The 18,326-nt window shown below is 70.5% G+C and carries 17 protein-coding genes; 6 read left to right on the forward strand and 11 right to left on the reverse strand.

All coding sequences use genetic code 11. From position 1 onward, the window contains the following. Window positions 1-34 precede the first annotated feature (34 nt). The 8 genes from BBK82_RS49100 to BBK82_RS29170 form a co-directional block, all read right to left on the reverse strand. A complete protein-coding gene (locus BBK82_RS49100; protein ID WP_154697574.1) occupies window positions 35-1,132 on the reverse strand; it encodes a hypothetical protein in 1,098 nt (365 codons plus the stop codon). A gap of 147 nt (window positions 1,133-1,279) precedes the next feature. Beyond that, window positions 1,280-2,131, reverse strand: coding sequence for a helix-turn-helix domain-containing protein (locus tag BBK82_RS29140; RefSeq protein WP_065917850.1), 852 nt, complete (start codon window positions 2,129-2,131; stop codon window positions 1,280-1,282). A gap of 17 nt (window positions 2,132-2,148) precedes the next feature. Beyond that, window positions 2,149-3,141, reverse strand: coding sequence for a proline racemase family protein (locus tag BBK82_RS29145; RefSeq protein ID WP_065917851.1), 993 nt, complete (start codon window positions 3,139-3,141; stop codon window positions 2,149-2,151). Further along, window positions 3,138-4,031, reverse strand: coding sequence for a dihydrodipicolinate synthase family protein (locus BBK82_RS29150; RefSeq protein ID WP_065917852.1), 894 nt, complete (start codon window positions 4,029-4,031; stop codon window positions 3,138-3,140). The genes BBK82_RS29145 and BBK82_RS29150 overlap by 4 nt, the downstream gene beginning before the upstream one ends. Then, window positions 4,028-5,218 carry an FAD/NAD(P)-dependent oxidoreductase gene (locus BBK82_RS29155; protein WP_065917853.1) on the reverse strand — a complete coding sequence of 397 codons (1,191 nt, stop codon included), beginning with the start codon at window positions 5,216-5,218 and terminating at the stop codon, window positions 4,028-4,030. The genes BBK82_RS29150 and BBK82_RS29155 overlap by 4 nt, the downstream gene beginning before the upstream one ends. Further along, window positions 5,215-5,397 carry a 2Fe-2S iron-sulfur cluster-binding protein gene (locus BBK82_RS50675; RefSeq protein WP_065917854.1) on the reverse strand — a complete coding sequence of 61 codons (183 nt, stop codon included), beginning with the start codon at window positions 5,395-5,397 and terminating at the stop codon, window positions 5,215-5,217. The genes BBK82_RS29155 and BBK82_RS50675 overlap by 4 nt, the downstream gene beginning before the upstream one ends. Beyond that, complete coding sequence (locus tag BBK82_RS29165) at window positions 5,394-6,473, reverse strand: NAD(P)/FAD-dependent oxidoreductase (protein WP_065921437.1); 1,080 nt, start codon at window positions 6,471-6,473, stop codon at window positions 5,394-5,396. The genes BBK82_RS50675 and BBK82_RS29165 overlap by 4 nt, the downstream gene beginning before the upstream one ends. Before the next feature lie 27 nt (window positions 6,474-6,500). Further along, the gene (locus tag BBK82_RS29170) at window positions 6,501-7,046 is read right to left on the reverse strand and encodes a helix-turn-helix domain-containing protein (RefSeq protein WP_218920355.1); all 546 of its coding nucleotides are present in this window, start codon (window positions 7,044-7,046) and stop codon (window positions 6,501-6,503) included. A gap of 30 nt (window positions 7,047-7,076) precedes the next feature. Here BBK82_RS29170 and BBK82_RS29175 point away from each other — a divergent pair, with 30 nt between their 5' ends. Next, window positions 7,077-7,463 (forward strand): hypothetical protein, encoded by a 387-nt coding sequence (locus BBK82_RS29175; RefSeq protein WP_065917856.1) that lies wholly within the window; start codon window positions 7,077-7,079, stop codon window positions 7,461-7,463. A gap of 622 nt (window positions 7,464-8,085) precedes the next feature. On the opposite strand, the gene BBK82_RS29180 is transcribed toward BBK82_RS29175, so the two are convergent. Next, window positions 8,086-8,946: a DUF4231 domain-containing protein gene (locus BBK82_RS29180; RefSeq protein WP_065917857.1), complete on the reverse strand. Its 861-nt coding sequence runs from the start codon at window positions 8,944-8,946 to the stop codon at window positions 8,086-8,088. 261 nt (window positions 8,947-9,207) lie between these two features. Here BBK82_RS29180 and BBK82_RS29185 point away from each other — a divergent pair, with 261 nt between their 5' ends. From BBK82_RS29185 to BBK82_RS29200, 4 genes are read left to right on the forward strand one after another with little or no spacing between them, the layout of a single operon-like run. Beyond that, window positions 9,208-12,087 carry an alpha-L-fucosidase gene (locus tag BBK82_RS29185; RefSeq protein ID WP_065917858.1) on the forward strand — a complete coding sequence of 960 codons (2,880 nt, stop codon included), beginning with the start codon at window positions 9,208-9,210 and terminating at the stop codon, window positions 12,085-12,087. A gap of 45 nt (window positions 12,088-12,132) precedes the next feature. Next, window positions 12,133-12,984, forward strand: coding sequence for a DUF6461 domain-containing protein (locus BBK82_RS29190; RefSeq protein WP_065917859.1), 852 nt, complete (start codon window positions 12,133-12,135; stop codon window positions 12,982-12,984). An 8-nt stretch (window positions 12,985-12,992) separates the two neighbouring features. Further along, window positions 12,993-13,547, forward strand: coding sequence for a DUF6461 domain-containing protein (locus BBK82_RS29195; protein WP_065921438.1), 555 nt, complete (start codon window positions 12,993-12,995; stop codon window positions 13,545-13,547). A gap of 45 nt (window positions 13,548-13,592) precedes the next feature. Continuing rightward, window positions 13,593-14,423 (forward strand): oxygenase MpaB family protein, encoded by an 831-nt coding sequence (locus tag BBK82_RS29200; protein ID WP_065917860.1) that lies wholly within the window; start codon window positions 13,593-13,595, stop codon window positions 14,421-14,423. Here the strand turns inward: BBK82_RS29200 and BBK82_RS29205 are convergent. Next, window positions 14,413-15,177: an alpha/beta fold hydrolase gene (locus tag BBK82_RS29205; RefSeq protein ID WP_065917861.1), complete on the reverse strand. Its 765-nt coding sequence runs from the start codon at window positions 15,175-15,177 to the stop codon at window positions 14,413-14,415. The genes BBK82_RS29200 and BBK82_RS29205 overlap by 11 nt on opposite strands. A 97-nt stretch (window positions 15,178-15,274) precedes the next feature. Here BBK82_RS29205 and BBK82_RS29210 point away from each other — a divergent pair, with 97 nt between their 5' ends. Continuing rightward, the gene (locus tag BBK82_RS29210; RefSeq protein WP_065917862.1) at window positions 15,275-16,765 is read left to right on the forward strand and encodes a chitinase; all 1,491 of its coding nucleotides are present in this window, start codon (window positions 15,275-15,277) and stop codon (window positions 16,763-16,765) included. A 45-nt stretch (window positions 16,766-16,810) separates the two neighbouring features. On the opposite strand, the gene BBK82_RS29215 is transcribed toward BBK82_RS29210, so the two are convergent. Then, a complete protein-coding gene (locus BBK82_RS29215; protein ID WP_065917863.1) occupies window positions 16,811-18,184 on the reverse strand; it encodes a 5'-methylthioadenosine/S-adenosylhomocysteine nucleosidase family protein in 1,374 nt (457 codons plus the stop codon). Window positions 18,185-18,326: the final 142 nt, after the last annotated feature.

The following is an 18,326-nucleotide window of genomic DNA, read 5'->3' on the forward strand; positions in this document are numbered from 1 at the left end:
GTCCGGTGCGTCCTCCAGGCCGCCGTCAGCACGGTCACCGCGAGGCCCAGCACCACCACGGCCAGCACCGCGGCCGACGCCACCCACAGCGTGCCGGGCGCGAGCGACGTGCCCGGCCCGTACAACGGCAGCAGCACCCGCGCGGCCACCAGCCCAGCACCCCGCCGAGCACCAGCGGCAGCCCGAGCTCCAGCACCCCGCGCACCCCCAGCGCCAGCGGGCCCGCCCCGCGCACCCACAGCAGCCGCAGCTCGGAATGCCTGCGCTGGGCCCACTGCACGGTCACCGTGCCGACCCCGGCGAGCCCGACCAGCACGCTCACCACCACCAGCGGCAGCAACGCCGACCCGACGTTGTCGCGCGAGGTGCTCGACGCCGTGATCGCGGCGGAGATCGAGTCGGTCTTCGTCAGCGGTAGCCCGAGCTTCGCCAGCAGCGCGTTCCCGTTGTCCCGCAGCGCTTCCGCCTCGGCGATGGTCTCGACCGGCTCAACCGGGAACCGGATCGACACCGACGCGCCGGCGGTGAAGTCCTCCGGCAGCAACGTCAGGTCGGACGCCTGGTGCACCCAGATCACCGACGTGCTGGTGCCGTCACCGGCCAGCGCGTTGGGCACCACGGTCTTGGCCTCCGAGCACCACCAGCCGGCCACCGGGTGCGCGAGGTCGGCGTAGATGGCGGTGACCTTCAACGACGAGCCGACGAGCTGGTCGCCGACCTTGACCTTGGCCGCCGTCGCGATCGTCCGCGGCACCCACAACCCGGTGCCGCCGCCCTGCAGCACCTTCAGGTGCTCGGTCGCACCCGGCCGGTACCCGAACCGCCCGTAGGTGGCGAGCCCGGTGAAGTCGGGCCGCCCGATGTTGGTGTAGACGGCCCCCAGACCGCCGTTCGCCGTGGCGGTGCGGATGGCCGTGTCGAGCGGCAGCCGGTCGCCGTCGAGCGAGGGGTGCATCGACTGTGGACAGATGCGGCCCTGCTGGTAGGCCAACGCGGCGCTGCCGGCCGCACTGGAGTGCAGCACCGCCGCGGCCACCACGAAACCCAGCAGCAACGTCGTCACGATGCTCACCAGCAGGGTGAGCGGACTCGACAGCGCTGCCCTGGGGGCGGCTCTCCACGGCAACTGCACCAGCGCACGCTAACTGGCGTTTTTCGTTTTGGGGAGCCTTTGGGACATCTCGCTTCGCATGACACCGAAGCGCGCTCCGAACGGGTCAGCGAGCACCGCGATCCGGCCGACTCCTCCGAGGTCGAACGGGGCGTGGACGTGCGGCGGCTACTCCCAGCTCCAGCGGATGCCGACCCAGTTGACCGAGACGTTGGACTCGAAGTGGTGCACCGAGTTGGTGCCGTCGAGCGTCAGGTCGATGGTCCGGTGCGGCTCGGTCTCCTCCCAGTCCTGCAGGTAGACGTGCGGGTCGACGGGCAGCGCGGCCTCGTCGAAGTGCACCTCGATCAGGCTCTGCGCGAGGAAGCACCGCACCCCGTGCGCGTACTCGAAGCTGTCGACCCGCGTCGGGTCGTGGATCAGGTACTCGAACACGTGCGTCTCGCCCAGCCGCAACGGCCGGTCGAACAACAGCTCCTCGACCGTCGTCCGGTCCTCCAGCACGGTCTGCCCGACCCGGCAGTTGCGCAGGGGCTCGTGCGTCACCCGCACCTCGTCGTCACCCCAGTAGTGCGCGTTGTACCGGTCGACCCCGTCCGTGTGCGCCCGCACCACCATCTTCACCAGGGCCCTGGACGCGTGGCGCTCGGCGTCGACGAACACCCGGTCGTGCCGCGCGACGATCTCCAGGTCGTTGGCGTCGAAGCCGGGCATCATGCCGGGCACCACCTCCGGCCACCCGCTCGGCCCGGTCTGCTCCAGCAGGCCCAGCAACGAGCGGGCCGGCACGTCGAGCAGCTGCTCCAGCACCGCCACGGCCCTGAGGGACTTCGGTGACACCGGCTTGACCCGGCCCTGCTGCCAGTCGCTGAGCGTGGACAGGGCGACGGCCACGTCCTGCTGGGCGAGGCGGGTGCGCAGGCGTTCCAGGGTGAGGCCACGCCGGCGGATGGCCGCCCGCAGGGCGGCGTGGAACGGTCCGATGCGCAGCAGTGCTTCGAGACTCGGTGTGGCACTCACCCCGGTGAGCTTATCGACTACAGCGAGAACCCCTCCGGGAACGGATCCGTCGGGTCGAGCAGGTACTGGCCCATCCCCGTGATCCACGCCCGGCCGGCCACGGTGGGCACCACGGCCGTCCGGTCACCGAGCGGGACCTCCTCCAGCAGCGTCCCGATGAACCGCGTCCCGATGAACGACTCGTTCACGAACTCCACCCCGATCCCCAGCTCACCCCGCGCGTGCAGCTGGGCCATCCGCGCGCACGTCCCGGTGCCGCACGGCGAGCGGTCGAACCAGCCGGGGTGGATGGCCATGGCGTTGCGCGAGTCGGCGCCGTCCAGGCCGGGTGCGGTGAACTGGACGTGCTTGCAGCCGCTGATGGCCGGGTCGAGCGGGTGCACCGGGCGCCGCACCCGGTTGATCTCGTCCATGATGGACAGACCGGCGGCCAGGACGCGGTCCTTCTCCGTGCGGTCGAAGGGGATGCCGAGGTCGGCGAGCGGCAGGATGGCGTAGAAGTTGCCGCCGTAGGCCATGTCGTAGCGGACCTCGCCGAGACCGGGGACGGTGACCGTCGCGTCGAGCTCGTGGGCGTAGGCCGGGACGTTGCGGATCGTCACGAGCTTGGTGCGGGTGTCGTAGTCGGCGAGCACCAGGCCGGCCGGGGTGTCCAGGCGGACCGTGGTCACCGGCTCGGTCACCTCGACCATGCCGGTCTCGACCAGGACGGTGGCCACGCCGATGGTGCCGTGGCCGCACATCGGCAGGCAGCCGGACACCTCGATGTAGAGCACGCCCCAGTCCGCGTCCGGGCGGGTCGGGGGCTGCAGGATCGCGCCGCTCATCGCCGCGTGGCCGCGTGGCTCGTTGACGAGCAGCTTCCGGACGTGGTCGTGGTCCTTGACGAAGTTCAGGCGCTTGTCAGCCATGGTCTCGCCGGGGATCACGCCGACGCCGCCGGTGATCACCCGCGTCGGCATGCCCTCGGTGTGCGAGTCGACCGCGCTGAAGTACCGGGCGAACCTCATGACGTGGCCAGCTTCATGTCGGCCTCGATCTGGGTGCGCTGGGCGTCGGACAGCGGGCCGCGCGGGGGACGGCACGGGCCGCCGTACCGGCCGACGAGGTCCATGCAGTACTTGATGGCCTGCACGAACTCGGTGCGCGAGTCCCAGCGGAAGGCGGGCACGAGGCGTTCGTACAACGAGCGGGCCTCGGTGAGCTCGCCGTCCAGTGCGAGCTGGAACAGCTCGGCGGACTCGGCCGGGAAGACGTTGGGGTAACCGGCGAACCAGCCGGCGGCGCCCATCAGCAGGCTTTCCAGCACCACGTCGTCGGCGCCGGCCACGACGGTCAGGTGCGGGGCGGCGGCGCGGATCTCCAGCACGCGGCGGACGTCGCCGGAGAACTCCTTCACGGCGGTGACGTGCTCGATCTGGCCCAGCTCCGCGATCAGGTCGGGGGTCAGGTCGACCTTGGTGTCGATCGGGTTGTTGTAGACCATGATCGGCAGGCCCGCCTTGGCGACCTCGCGGAAGTGGTGCACGACCTCGCCGCGGTTCGCCCGGTACATCGTCGGCGGCAGGCAGAGCACGCCGTCCGCGCCGTCCTCCGCGGCCAGCTCGGCCCAGTGGCGGGCCTGGTGGGCGCCGACGCCGTGCACACCGATGACCGCGATGCCCTTCCCCTTCACGGCGGCGATGGCGGTCTGCGCGACCTCACGGCGTTCCTGGTCGGTCAGCGACGAGTACTCGCCGAGCGAGCCGTTCGGGCCGACACCGCGACAGCCGGACTCGACGACCCAGCGGCAGTGCTCGGCGAACCTGTCGAGGTCGGGCCTGAGCCCCGCGGGCGCGCTGGAGTCCTCCCGGTACGGCAGCGCGGTCGCGACGATGACGCCGTCGAGGCGTTCGGTCATTGGTCCTCCTCGGGGAGCGCGGCGAGTTCGCCGAGCGGGATCGGCACCGCGATCACGCGGCGCTGGGCGTCGAACGGGATGCCGGTGAGCTCGGCGGCGTTGCGGGCGCAGATGCGGCCCTGGCACCGGCCCATCGCGACCCGGCTGGTGAGCTTGAGCTCGCGCATGGTGGTGGCGGTGCCGAGATCACCGAGGCTGACCTTCTCGCAGCGGCACACCGTGGTGTCCTGGGTGAGCCACGTGCGCCAGCCGGGTTTGACGGCGTGCGCCCTGGCCAGTGCCGCGGCGAAGAGGAGGCCGTCGCGCACGGCCTTCAGCGCGTCGGCCGGTGGTTCCCGCCCGGCCGCGGCGGCCCCGGCGACGACGCCCTCGGCCTCGGACAGGTCGGCACCGCCGATGCCGGTGACCTCACCCGCCGCGTAAACGCCCGGCACCGAGGTCTGCTGGCGTTCGTCGACGTCGTAGAACCCGCCGGTCCTGGCGGCGTGCGGCACGAGGTCGGTGCGCGGCAGGAAGCCGTACCCGACGCAGACCAGGTCGGCCTGCACGGTGCGGTGGCTGACCGGGCGCCAGGCGCTGTCGAGCTTCGCGACGGTGACGCGGCTGCCGTGCTTGGCGATCACCGCGGTCCTGGTCTCCAGGCGTGGCAGGACCCGCCGGTACTTGGCGAGCTCGGTGACCTTGTGCAGGTTCGCGGCGACCGCCTTCGTCTCCCGGGCCCAGGCCAGCGGCGAGTTCGCCTCGTAGACGCCGACGAGCGTGGCGCCGAGGTCCTGCAGCGCGGTCGCGACCGGGAGCAGGAACGGGCCGGTGCCGGTCACGACCACGCGTTCGGCCAGCGTGACGCCCTGTTTGGCGAGGGCCTGGGCGGCGCCCGCGGTGATCACGCCGGGGCCGTCCCAGCCGGGGAAGGGGAGCGGGCGGTCGTAGGCGCCGGTGGCGATGACCAGCGCGTCGAACGGGAGCTGCCGCGGGCCCCTGAGGTGGACGGTGCCGCCTTCGACCAGCCACGCCTCGGTGTTCTTGAGGTGGGTGACGCCGGGGTGCGCGAACCTGGCCCTGCCGCGCAGGAACTGGCCGCCCGCCTCGGGTTCGGCGTCGACCATGGTGACCTCGGCGCCCGCGTCGGCGGCGGTCCTGGCGGCGGCCATGCCCGCGGGGCCGGCACCCACTACTACGACTCTCATGGCGTGGTCCTGATGATGTCGCCGTCCTTGAGCTGGTGGCGGCAGGCGCGGACCTCGGGGGTGCCGTTGATCTCCGCGACGCAGCCGAAGCACACGCCGATGCCGCAGAAGTACTTGCCCGGCAACAACTCCGCGACGTGCGCCACCTCCTTGGCAACGCCGTTGAACGTGACCTTCACACCATCACCTCCGGCCGGTCGACGCGGAACGGGTGGGGATCGACGTGCGGGGTGGCACCGGTGAGCAGCTCGGCGAGCAGGCGCCCGGTGGCCGGGGCGAGCCCGACGCCCGCGCCCTCGTGGCCGGTGGCGTGCCACAGGCCGGGCGTGCGCGGATCTTCGCCGATGATCGGCAGGTGGTCCGGCGCGTACGGGCGGAAACCGCCGTACGCGCGCATGACGGGGACGTTCGCGAGCATGGGGAACAGCGCGATCGCTCTTGTTGCCAGGGCTTGGAGGACCTTCGTCTCGATCGTGTCGTCGAAACCCCTGCGCTGCCGGCTTGACCCGATCAGGACCGTGCCCGCCTGCGTCGACTCGACCACGCCGGAGGTCTGCAGGTCGGCGTTACCGCTCGCGACCGCGCCGACGTAGTCCGCGTCGTAGACCTTGTGCCGGATGGTGCCGGGGAGCGGGGTGGTGACGATGACGACGCCCCGGCGCGGCAGCACGTTGACGCCGAAGCGGCTCGCCCACGGGCCGGTGGCGTTGACGACGGCGCCGCAGTGGATGACGCCCTGGTCCGTGGTGACCGATCGGCCGTCCGTCGTGGACGTCTCGGCTGTGACGACCTTGATGCCGCGCAGCAGGGTCCTCGTTGCCTTGACCGGGTTGAGCTGGGCGTCTTCGAGGTAGTGGATTGCGGCGGTGATGGCCGGGGTGAGGTGGGGCTCGTGCTCGCGGGCTTCTTGCGGGGTGATCTCGCACGCGTCGATGCCCGCTGCCCGTTGCTTCGCGGCGAACTGCCTGAGGGGTTCGACGGCCTGTTCGGTCGTGGCGACGACCAGCCCGCCCTTCTCCTCCCACTCGGCGTCCAGCGCCAGCTCCGGCCAGAGCTGCCTGCTGGCCTTGGCGAGCTCCAGCTCCGGCCCCGGCTCCTTGTCGCTGACCAGCACGTTCCCCTCGCCGGCCGCGCTGGTGCCCGACGCCGGCCCACGGCGGTCGACGACGAGGACGTCGAGCCCGCGCACGTGCAACGCCTGCGCACACGCGGCCCCGATGATGCCCGCTCCCACGACCACGACGTCCGGGTGCATCGCCACCTCCGTTCAATACAATGAACGTTAGTGCTTCGGATACTCCAACACCAGTACCGAGCTGACCTCACCCCCGACCGTCTCGTACAGGTGCGGCACCGAGCCGGGGAAGCACACGTAGTCGCCGGGCCCGAGCTCGAACGGCTGCTCGGTCGGCCCCACCTTCAGCCGCCCGCTGGTGACCAGCACGTGCTCCTTGCCGGGATGACCTTCGCTGGTCTGCGTCGCGCCCGGCCGCACCCGCTGGTCGTAGATCTCGATGACGGTGTCCGCGATGTCCATCCTGCGCATCAGCCGCAGGTCCACCGCGTTGCTGCTGAGCTGCTCCACGTCCCTGGCCCTCACCAGGATGACCTCCGGCGCCGTCCGCTCGGTCACCAGCTCCGACACGGGCACGTCCAAAGCGTTCGACAAACTGAACACCGTCTCGATCGTCGGATTCCCCGCCCCGCTCTCCAGCTGCGACAGCGTGCCCTTCGCGATCGACGACCGCCGCGCGAGCTCCGACAACGACAACCCGCGCTGCTCGCGAAACGCCCTGATGTTGGCGCCGAGCACCCGACCCGCACTCATACCTCGAGATCGTTGCATAGGCTTGCTCTTATGACTGTCTACTCGGAGGCGGAGGGCGAAACGCTCCGCACGGCCGTTTTCGGCGCCATGGTCCTGGTCTCCACCGCCGACCCCGGCGCCGTCGACGAGGAGAGCTACGCGGGCATCCGGGCGATGTCGCTGCTGTCGGACGACCTGCGTGCGGTTGTTTCCGCGGCGCCGCCGGTGTTGCCGCGGGGGTCTGCGTCCGATGTGGAGGACGGGGTGCTGGGGGCGTTGAGGGCGGCTGTTCGGATCGTTGAGGAGCGGGAGCCGCGGGATGTGCCGATCTTCCGGGCTGCCGTGACGGAGATGTGCCGGTCGGTGGCCGGGGCGGATGGGGCGGTGGCCGGGGCGGAGAAGGCGATGGTGGAGCGGGTGGTGGCGGCGCTGGGGTGAGCCCGCCCTTGGGGGCGTGCTGGGGCCGCGCTGGGGCGCGGCTGTTTCCTGGGGCTCCGCCCCAGACCCCGACACTCCCAAAGAAGCCCTCCACCTCCGCCACTCTCAGGTAGATGGCACGCCTGTTGCTCAGAGCGGCTGCGCGTTGCGTTGTTGGTTGCGTTGCGGTGGATGGCTTCCCCGTCCAGCACCACAGAGCGCGCCAGACCTGGGGAGTCATGTCAAGCGGGCGAAAAGCGTGCCCGCTTGACATGACTCCCCAGGCCCGGCAAACGATCGGAGCGCTAGACGGGGAAGCCATCCACCGCGGGACCGCTCGATTTGGGCGGGTTGGCTTTTCGTCTCGCCTTCGGCTCGATCCGGGGGTGCTTCACGTCTCGCCTTCGGCTCGATCAAAGCAAGGGCCTTCGGCCCGGACCCGACTTCGCTCGGCTCGGCAGCGCTTGGTTCCGGCAGAGCAGCCCCGGCAGCGCCAGCCTTCGCAGCGCAGGTCCCTGAACTGTCAGACCCCCTGAGTACCGTGGGCCGCGGGGGAGCCAAAACGCGAGGGGACCCCTGCGTCAGCCTGCCCGCAGGCCCGCGCCGCACCCGCTGCCCCGCCGCGCGACCCGGTGGGCTCAGCTCACGTCGCGCTCGGCCTCGAAGCCAGCCACGCGCTGTGCTCCTTGCTGATCGCACCCTCCGCCTCCGCCACCGCGGCCGCCCACTCGGGTTCTTCGACGTCCGCTAGCCGTTCGTAGATCAGAGCCAGGTCGCTGGCCGCTGCCGCGTACCCCAGGAACAGGTTTTCGTGTTGCTTCAGGCCCAGCCAGGCCGCTCCGCCTGCGACCGCTGCTGCCATGACGCCTGACATGTCGACGTCCCAGGCGCCCATGACGCGGGCGCCGGCGAAGAGGATGGCCACGAACTCGCCGGCGATCAGCAGCATGCGCCAGAGGTTGGCGCGGAACTCGTTGGTCGTGGCGCGGCGGCGGTACCACTCGAGCTGGTCGCGGACGCGGCCCTCGCGGTAGGCGGTGCGGCGGGCGGGGAAGGGTTGGGCGCGGAGTTGTTCGCGGCGTTCGGCACCGGTTGGGTTGGTGCTGGCGAGCGGGAGTTTCTTGCCCTGTTCGGAGACGACCTCGGCGATCATGAGTTGCAGTGAGTGCTTGGCGTTGGGGCCGGTGAAGGGGTCGCCGATGACGGCGTAGCGCCAGACCAGGGACTTGATCTGCTCGGCGACGGCGCGGCCCGCGTTCCACTTCTGTTCGGGGTGGGTGGCCCAGAGCAGGATTTCGGCGAACAGGGCCACGAAGAAGCCGGCCAGTGCCACGAAGGCCCAGATGTCGTAGCCGCCGCCGACCTTCCACTTGAAGGCACCGCCGATCGCGGCCACGACGGCGCTCATCAGGCGGACCCTGCTGAGCAGCAACGTCTGCCGCTGGCCGCGTCTGGACGCCTCGTCCGCGTCGTGGAAAAAGCCGGGCAAGTCCGCGTCGGTCATGTGCTCCCTCTCCGCCAACGCTGATCGTCTGCCTCCGAACGTTGTGGTATCACGTCTGGTCTCCCGGCGGGGCGGGTACTGATCACGAGCTGCGGGTGTTCACCCGGACAGTCGAGGGCTCTCGATGTCGATCGATGGGCGATATCGCTCGATCGCTCCGATGAGTGCGGCCCAAGTCAGTCGAAGGCGGGTTTGACCGCCGTCGATGACGGTGCAATCATCGGATCTCTCGCCGCCGCCCTGACGAGGATGCGATGGGTCATGGGCTTACGGAGTTTGTGCGCGGCTGTGGTGGCCGCGTTGCTCGCCGGGCTTCTGCAGACGACCGTCTCGGCAGCCGCGGCGCAGGAGGTGCGGCACCCGAGGCAGGAGTGGTTGCGCCAGTCGACCGCCGGTCTGTTCTTGCACTGGGGCATGTTCACCGCGCCGAAGCACCTGGACTGCGCCGAGTGGGAACGCGACGTCACCGGTGGCGGGTGGACGCCGGACTACTGGATCGACGAGGCGCGCAAGCTCGGTGCCTCCTACGTGGTGCTGGCGACGTTCCACAGCCGGCTCGGGTACGCGCGGCCGTGGCCGTCGAAGGTTCCCGGCAGCTGTGCCACGCAGCGGGACCTGCTCGGTGAGCTCGTCGAGGCGGGCAAGGCCAAGGGGGTCGAGGTCGTCCTCTACATGACCGACGACCCGCAGTGGCACAGCGAGCAGGGGGTGCAGATGCTCGACTCGAAGGCCTACTCCGACCACCGGGGCGAGCAGGTCGACCTCACCACGCGCGAGGGCTTCGGCAAGTACAGCTACGACCTGTTCTTCGAGGTCATGGAGAAATACGAGGACCTGGCCGGGTTCTGGATCGACAACGACAACGAGTACTGGGAGCGCAACAGGCTTTACGAGCAGATCCGGCAGTTGCGGCCGAACTGGTTGCTGTCCAACAACAACGAGGACACGCCGATCATGGACACGGTCTCCAACGAGCAGAAGACCGGCATGTTCCCGTCCTACGACTACCCGGCGGCGACGTTCACGCCCATGCCGCGGCTCTCCGAGGCTTGCTACAAGCTGCCCAACACCGGCGACTGGTGGTACGACGGCGGCAGCCACGCCGTGGACACGCGGCTCAACACCGGGCGGTACGTCGCGAACGCGGGTTCGTCGATCAAGTCGCTCATGGCGGAGACGCCGATGGTGAACGGGAAGATGCCCGCGCAGCAGGAGGCGTTCAACAACTTCATGGCGGGCTGGGTGCCGCCGATCCGCGAGTCCGTCCAAGGCGTCGAGGGTGCCGGATACCTGTACGGCGGGATGCAGCCGGGCTTTTGGAACGACGGCGCGCACGGCGTGATCACCATCAACCCGAAGACCGGCAGGCAGTACGTGCACGTGGTGACGAAGCCGCGCGCCGACTTCGTCCGGTTGCGGGACAACGGGTACCGCGTCACAGGCGTGAAAGACCTGCGCACCGGCGAGCAGATGCGGTTCTCGCAGTCCGGCGGGCACCTGACGATTGAGGGCATTACGAGTTGGGACGAGTACGACACCGTGTTCGCCGTGGAAACCGCCGGGCAGCAAGGCTTCTACACCGGTGTCCGTGCCTCGGCGACGTCGTCGAAGGCGGGTTTCCCGGCGGTGAACCTCACCGACGGCAGTCACGAGACCTACTGGGATGCGAGCGCCGCGCAGCCCGTCTCCGTCTCGCTCGACCTGGGGCGGCGCAGGCAGGCCGCGTTCCTCGCGGTCAGCCAGCGCGAGTCGTCGCCGACCCACGCGCGGGTCTCGTTCGGCCGGCCGGAGGACTCGGCGCGGATCAAGGACTACCAGGTGACCGCGTCCGACGACGGCCGCACCTGGTGGCACGTGCGCACCGGCGCGTTGCCGTCCGCGCGCGGCACGCGGTTCATCGACATCGGCAGGCAGGAGGCGAGGTTCCTCAAGCTGACCGTGCTGGGCACCTGGAGCGGTCCGCAGGCGCCCGTCCACTTCAAGGAGCTGAAGATCGACGAGATCCGCGTCGGCCACAGCTACCCGCGCGGACTCCGCGCCGGCGCGCTGGAAGCCGAGCACGCGGCGCGGTCCGGTGCTGCCCGCGGCGAGTCCTGCGCTGCCTGTTCCGGCGGCCGTCAGGTGACCGGGCTCGGCGGCGGTGAGAGCAACGCCGTGACCTTCCGCGATGTTTCCGTTGCCACAGCAGGCAATTACCGGCTGCAGCTGGACCTGACGGCCGCTACGGCGACCAGCGTCTCGGTCTCCGTCAACGGCGCCGCACCGCTGTCCGCGACCGTGCCGGAGGACCGCGCCGACGTGCCTGCGCCGACCTCGCTCGCCGTGCCGCTGACCGCCGGCCGCAACACGATCAAGGTGTTCGGCACGGGCCGCCTCGGCCTGGACCGCGTCTCGGTCGGCGGCCTGCCGCCGGCGAGCTACACGCCGAAGACGACGCTGACCGTGCAACCCCATGGCGTGCAATGGGCCGGGCCCGGTCAGCAGTCCGTGAAGATCACCGCCCGCCTCCGCCTCGACGCCGACGACCAGGTCGACGACGTGTCGCTGGTGCCCACCGTGCCCGCCGGGTGGACGCTGACCGGCAACCCCGCCACCGCGCCGTCGATGCGCCTCGCGGGCCTGCTGGAGGGCACCTGGACCGCGACCTCACCGGCAGGTCAGGACGTCGGCACGGTCAGCCTGCCGGTCGGGGCGTCGTTCCGGCTGCTCGGTGCCGATCGCGGGGTGTCCGGTGCGGTGCCGGTGCGCACGCGGCCGGCGGACCGGCTGTTCGTGCGGGAGGCGGAGGACTCGGCGAACACGTTCGGCAGCACCGGGTTGAGCAACTGCGGCGCGTGCTCGGGAGGGGAGAAGGTGCGCAACATCGGCGGCAGCCCGGACGCCGCCGTGACGTTCCCGAACGTGGTCGTCCCCGCCGCCGGCAGCTACCGGTTGTTCGTCCGGTTCACGGTCAACGGGCCGCGCTCGTACTTCGTGACGGTGAACGGTGGCCCGCCGGTCGAGGTGGAGGTCGACGGGCTCGGCAACAACACCCCGTACGTCACCGAGATCCCGGTGACGCTCAACGCCGGTGCCAACACGATCAGGTTCGGCAACGACAACGCCGGCGCACCCGACCTGGACCAGGTCGCGATCGGCTGATCCCCTTGCGGGGACGGCACTCCACCTCGGTAGGGTGCCGTCCTCATGGGGGACGAGTTGCGGCGGCTGCACTTCGCGGCGGGGTTCGGGACGGCTCGAGAGGTGGCGGGCCTGCTCGACCAGGTCGACGACGTGGACGCGGTCTTCGACGACCGCACGGCGTTGTGGCAGGCGGTCAACGGGCGCAACTTCGACACCGTCGAGCTGCTGCTGGCCGCGGGCGCCGACCCGGCCCGGCAGATGATGTCCGGCTGGTCGCCTGCCCGCCTGAGCCTGACCACCGAGCACCCCCTCCCCACCGACGAGGTGCTGACGGCGGAGGAACGGGCGGCCGTCGCCGAACGGGACCGGCTCGTCGCGGCACTCGGGCGGAATCCCGATGTCGACGGCTTCAGCATCGCCTGCGTCGGCGGCATCGACGCGGACGAGGCCGTGCGCAGGCTGGACGCCTCCGCGGTGCCCGCCGACGAGCTGCCCGACGACCTCGACGACTGGTGGGAGGAACCGTTCGGCGACGACAACGAGCTCGCCGTCGGGATCACGGACGTGCCGGGCGGCTGCGTGGTCATGCAGCCCTGGTACTTCAACGCCTCCACGCCGGTCGTCGCCGGCAAGCTGTCCGTCGGCACGGTCGTGTACAGCATGTACGCGAACCCCAAGAGCGGGAACCAGGGCCGCATCGACCGCGACGGCGCGGTCGTGGACTGGGACCTGCACCCCGGCGGGCCGCCCAACGCCGCCAACAGCACCGCTGACGTGCTGCTCATCCACCTGTACGCACGCCAGGCCGTGGCTTGCTGCTGCGCCTACGCGGGGCTGCGGCCGACCGACAGCAAGGCGTTCACCGAGCCGGACCGGTGGCTGCTGCTTCCCGACCGGGACTACTGGCACGCATGATGGGGTTCATGGGGGATGACGAAGCGGTGCGGGAGCGCGATCGGCTCGTGACGGCACTCGCCGGGCTGCCCGCGGGCGACGGGTACAGCCTGGGCTGCGTCGCGGGGCTCGACGCGGAGGAGGTGGTCCGCCGGCTCGGCGCGCGACCGATCGACGTGACAGCGGACGAGTTGCGGCTGTGGGGCGAGATCGACCCGTTCAGCGCGGAGGCCGAAAGCACCGTCGGGGTGAGCACGGTGCCCGGCGGGTGCGTGGTGCTGCAGCCGTGGGGCTTCGCCGCCGCGGACAACACCCTGCTCAACCGCCTGTCCGAGGGCACCGTCGCGTACGGCATGTACGCGAACCCGAAGAGCGGCAACCAGGGCGGCGTCCACCGCGACGGCGTGACCGAGGCCTGGGACCTGCACCCCGGCGGTGGCGTCGACGACGACGAGCCCGACGACGTGCTGGCTGCCCTCTACGAGGACGAGCCGGTGGCTTACTGCTGCGCCTTCGTCGGCCTCAAGCCGACCGACCACCGCGCCTTCACCAGCCCCGACCGGTGGCTGCGGCTGCCTTCCTGAGCACACGGGGTGCTGTTCTCAGCTGCCACCGCGCATGATGGAGGGATGCTGGAAGCACTGCGGCGGCAGCTGAGCAACGGCCTGTTCGAGATGGTCGTGGGTCCTGATCGCGAGGAACAGGCACAGAGCATCCACAACGCGCCCGGCCCGCGCATGTTCGCCGACGACCGCCCGATCCGGCACGTGCACGCCGACCACGCCATGTTCATCGGCGGTCTGCGGGCGCTGCTGCTGCAGTCGTTGCACCCGCTGGCGATGGCCGCGGTGGCGCAGCACTCCGACTACCGCACGGACCCGTGGGGCCGTTTGCAGCGTACGAGCCTGTTCGTGGGCGTGACCACGTACGGCACGAAGGCCGATGCGCACAAGGCGATCGACAAGCTGGCGCACATCCACTCGTACATCCACGGCACCGCATCGGACGGGCGCGCCTATCGGGCCGACGACCCGCACCTGCTGCAGTGGGTGCACGTGGCCGAGGTGGACAGCTTCCTGCGCTGCCACCGGCGGTACGGCGAGAAGCCGCTCGACGACTACGACGGCTATGTGGCCGACATGGCGGTGATCGCGCGGGCCATGGGCCTCCAGGACCCGCCGGAGACCGTCCAGGAGCTCGACGACCGGATCAACGCGTACCGGCCGGAGCTGAAAGGCACGCAAGAAGCTCGGGAGGCCGCCCGGTTCCTGCTGCTCAAGGCGCCGCTGCCGTTCGTCGCGAAGGGCCCGTACGCGGTCCTGAGCGCCACCGCCGTGGCCACCCTGCCGGTCTGGGCGCGCATCCCGTTGCGGCTGCCCTACCTGCCGATCTCCGAAGCGACCGGCGTGAAGCTCGCCGGGCACGCGTTGATGCGCGGCCTGCGCTGGGTCACGAGCTGAGGAAGTCCACCACCAGCGGTGAGGCGACCGAGCGGAACTCCTCGAAGTAACCGTGCCGTGCGCCTTCGATGAGCTCCATGCGCGCGTCGGGGATCCGTTCGGTGATGAGCGGGGCGTTCGCGGTCGGGTTGAAGATGTCGTCGGTGCCGTGCACCACGAGAGTCGGGCACTTGATGGACGGCAAGGCGTCCCACGCGTCGTGCTCGCCGCTCGCCAAAAGGTGCAGCTTGCGCGCGTAGGGCGGCATCTCAGGGTCGCCGAGCGTGTTGAACGGGCCCCGGTACGCCGGCGTGTACATCAGGTCGACGAGTGCTTTGCGCGCCTTCATCTGGTCGACCTGTGCCAGCGACTTGCGCACCTCGGGGCTGCGTTCGACGGCGTGCGGGCCGCCGGGGGAGGTGCAGCCGAGCACCAGCTTCGCGACGCGGTCCGGGTGTGACGCGGCGATCCACTGCGCGATCCGGCCGCCCATCGAGGTGCCGTAGACGAACGCCTCCGCGATGCCCGCGTCGTCGAGCACGGCCACGCAGTCCGAGGCGAAGAGCCGCGTGCTGTACGGCAGGTCCGGCTTGTCGCTGGAACCGGTCCCGCGGTTGTCCATGGTGATCGTGGTGAAGGCGGACGTGAAGTCCGGCAGCACCTGGCGCCACCACCGCGACGAGTTCGACTGGCCCGCGATCAGCAGCAGCGGCGGCCCCGACCCCTCGACCGAGTAGAAGAGGGCTGTTCCGTCGGAAGCACGGGCGTGGGGCACGACCGGTGAGTCTACGACCTTGATTTTCCGATAGATGGTCTAGTCCAATTCGGGGTGGACCCCCTGCCGGCCGCCACGCGTGAGGGATGGAGCAGCCATGACGTTGTTCGCTCGAATAGCCGCGGTGGCGGCACTGGTGCTCGGCACCGTGATCGTGAGCCTCGCCCCTGCCAGCGCCGCCGGAGTCACGGCGACGTTCGCCAAGCAGTCCTGGGCCACCGGCTACACCGCGACGGTCACGGTCAAGAACGAGACCAGCGCGGCCATCAGCTCCTGGAAGGTCGAGTTCGACTACCCGGCGGGCACGAGCGTCGGCGCGTACTGGGACTCGTTGCTCACCAAGAGCGGCAACCACCACACGTTCGTCAACCGCGAGTACAACGGCTCGGTGGCCCCCGGCGCGAGCGTCACGTTCGGCTTCAACGTGAGCGGCACCGCGGACCCGCAGAACTGCACCATCAACGGTGCGGCGTGCACGGGCGGCGGCACCTCGCCGACCACGACCACCACCACTACGACGACCACCACGACCACTACTACGACGACGACCACGACCGGTCCGCCTCCCACGGGTTCGCTGCCGCGCAAGGTCCTCGTCGGTTACCTGCACGCGAGCTTCGCCAACGGCTCCGGCTACATCCGGATGCGTGACGTGCCGGACGAGTGGGACGTGATCAACCTGTCGTTCGCCGAGTCGACCAGCGCCACCAGCGGCGAGCTCCGGTTCGCCCAGTGCCCGGTCGCGGAGTGCCCGAACGTCGAGTCCGAGGCCGAGTTCATCGCGGGGATCAAGGCCCAGCAGCAGAAGGGCAAGAAGGTCCTGATCTCCATCGGCGGCCAGAACGGTCAGGTGCGCCTGGAGACGACCGCGGCCCGCGACGCGTTCGTGCGCTCGGCGTCGGCGATCATCGACAAGTTCGGCCTGAACGGCCTCGACGTCGACTTCGAGGGCCACTCGCTGTCGCTGAACGCCGGTGACGTCGACTTCAAGAACCCGACCACGCCGGTGATCGTCAACCTGATCTCCGCGCTGAAGTCGCTGAAGTCCCGCTACGGAGCCAACTTCGTGCTCACGATGGCACCGGAGACGTTCTTCGTGCAGGTCGGCTACCAGTTCTACGGCGGCGCGGGCGGCGGCGACTCCCGCACCGGCGCCTACCTGCCGGTGATCGAGGCGATGCGCAACGACCTGACGCTGCTGCACGTCCAGCACTACAACTCGGGCCCGATCATGGGCCTGGACAACCAGTACCACTTCATGGGCGGCCCCGACTTCCACATCTCGATGGCGGACATGGTGCTCGCCGGGTTCCCGGTGCGCGGTGACTCGACCAAGTTCTTCGCACCGCTGCGCCAGGAACAGGTCGCGATCGGCCTGCCCGCCTCGGTCAACGCGGGCAACGGGTTCACCTCCGTCGCGGACGTCCACACCGCTTTGAACTGCCTCACCAAGGGCACCGGGTGCGGCAGCTACAAGCCGAAGGGCGTGTACCCGAACCTGCGCGGCCTCATGACGTGGTCGATCAACTGGGACAAGTTCAACAACTACGAGTTCTCCAAGCAGCACCGGGCCTACCTGCCCAGGTAGCCGCCGCCGGTGGTTCCGCCGTCGTCCCCCGGCGGCGGAACCACCTCAGCAGTCCTGCCGGAACGCCAGGTGCAGCCGGCTCGTGATCTCGTCCGCCGCCTCCTGCGGACGGGTCAGCAGCGTGTGGAACGGCACCGCGTCGCCCGACAGCACCCTGATCCGCGCCGCCGTGCAGACCCCGCCCGTCCCGTGCTCGGTCAGCCCGGCGGCCGGTTCCAGCCCGGCGGCGACGACGACCTCGGCCGGCGCCGGGAGGCCGGACAGCTCGGCGAGCAGCCGCACCGACCGTTCGACCTGCGCGCCCAGCGCGGTGCGGTCGAGCACGGACCCGTGGGCGTTGTACCGCAACGGCGACCACGCGCAGCGCTGACCGGTGCGGTGCACGGCGAGCCCGCGGTGACCGTCGGGGTTGGGCGCCGACCGCACCCACGCGGCGTGCTCCGTGCGGTCCGAGGTCAGCCGGTCGGTGTCGGTGAAGAACGCGTGCCTGCGACCGTGCGTGCCGAACAGCTCCTGCAGCCGTTCCAGCGCGTGTGTCTCCAACCGCCCGTACTCGTCCATCGGCACGAGGTGCACTTCGACGGCGCAACGCTCGACCGCCGAGCTCGTGCCGGTGAGATCGGTGCGCCAGGCGAGCTCCACCGGCCGGCGCAACGTCAGCGTGGTGGTGCTCGGGGGCGCCGAGGCGAACAGCTCGGTGGCGACGGCGATCGTGAACGCCGCCGCGTTGCCGGCCGCGACCGACTGCCACCCGGCGCGGTCGGTCTCGTGCTTGCGCCCGTCTGCCTTGTCGCTGATGCCGCGCACCGCCAGGAACGGCGCCCGGTTCAGGTGCGCCGCCTTCGCCGTGCCCGCGCTCTCCAGCTCGACGGCGGCCGCGTCCGAGTAGTGCTCCCGCAGGACCTGCGCCGACGGCGTGATTCGCGAGTTCAGCACGACCGCACCGGCCGCGATCGGCCGGAAGTGCACCCTGGGCGCGGTCGGCAACCGCCACCGCCCGTCCCGGCTGACCGAGCGCGCGATCTGCTCCAGCTCGTGGTCGGCCTCCCACGCCTGCGGCCGCGCCCCGAAGCCGTTCTCACCCTCGAACCCGCCGTGGTACCCGTAGACCTTCGTGGCCACGACCACGGCCCCCAGATCCAGGTCGTCGTGCAACGCTCCCGCGATCCCGGCGAAGAACACCGCTCGCGGCCGGAACTCCGCGATCGCCCGCTCGGCCAGCACCGCCGCCGGCTGGTTGCCCGCCCCCGCGTTCGCCAGCGCCACCCGCCCGGTGCCACCGCGGATCCGGCCGACCTCGAACCGCGTGCCGGTGGCGTGGCGACGCACGGCGGGGCCTTCGAGGTGGTCCCTGACCGCGGCGTACTCGCTCTCCAAGGCCGTCAGCACGACAACGATGTCGGTCGCTTCGATCGTCACCTTGATCCTGTCCTGACAGGTGCACTCCTGCAGGCAAGCTACCTGCTGGAACGCGATTCCCCCTGACGTGTCCGGTTTTTGTCAATGAACCGTCGACTTCGCACGTCCAGTCCGCAAGTCCATTGTGGACAGCATCTCGGGG

Source organism: Lentzea guizhouensis (assembly GCF_001701025.1).
Lineage (GTDB): Bacteria > Actinomycetota > Actinomycetes > Mycobacteriales > Pseudonocardiaceae > Lentzea > Lentzea guizhouensis.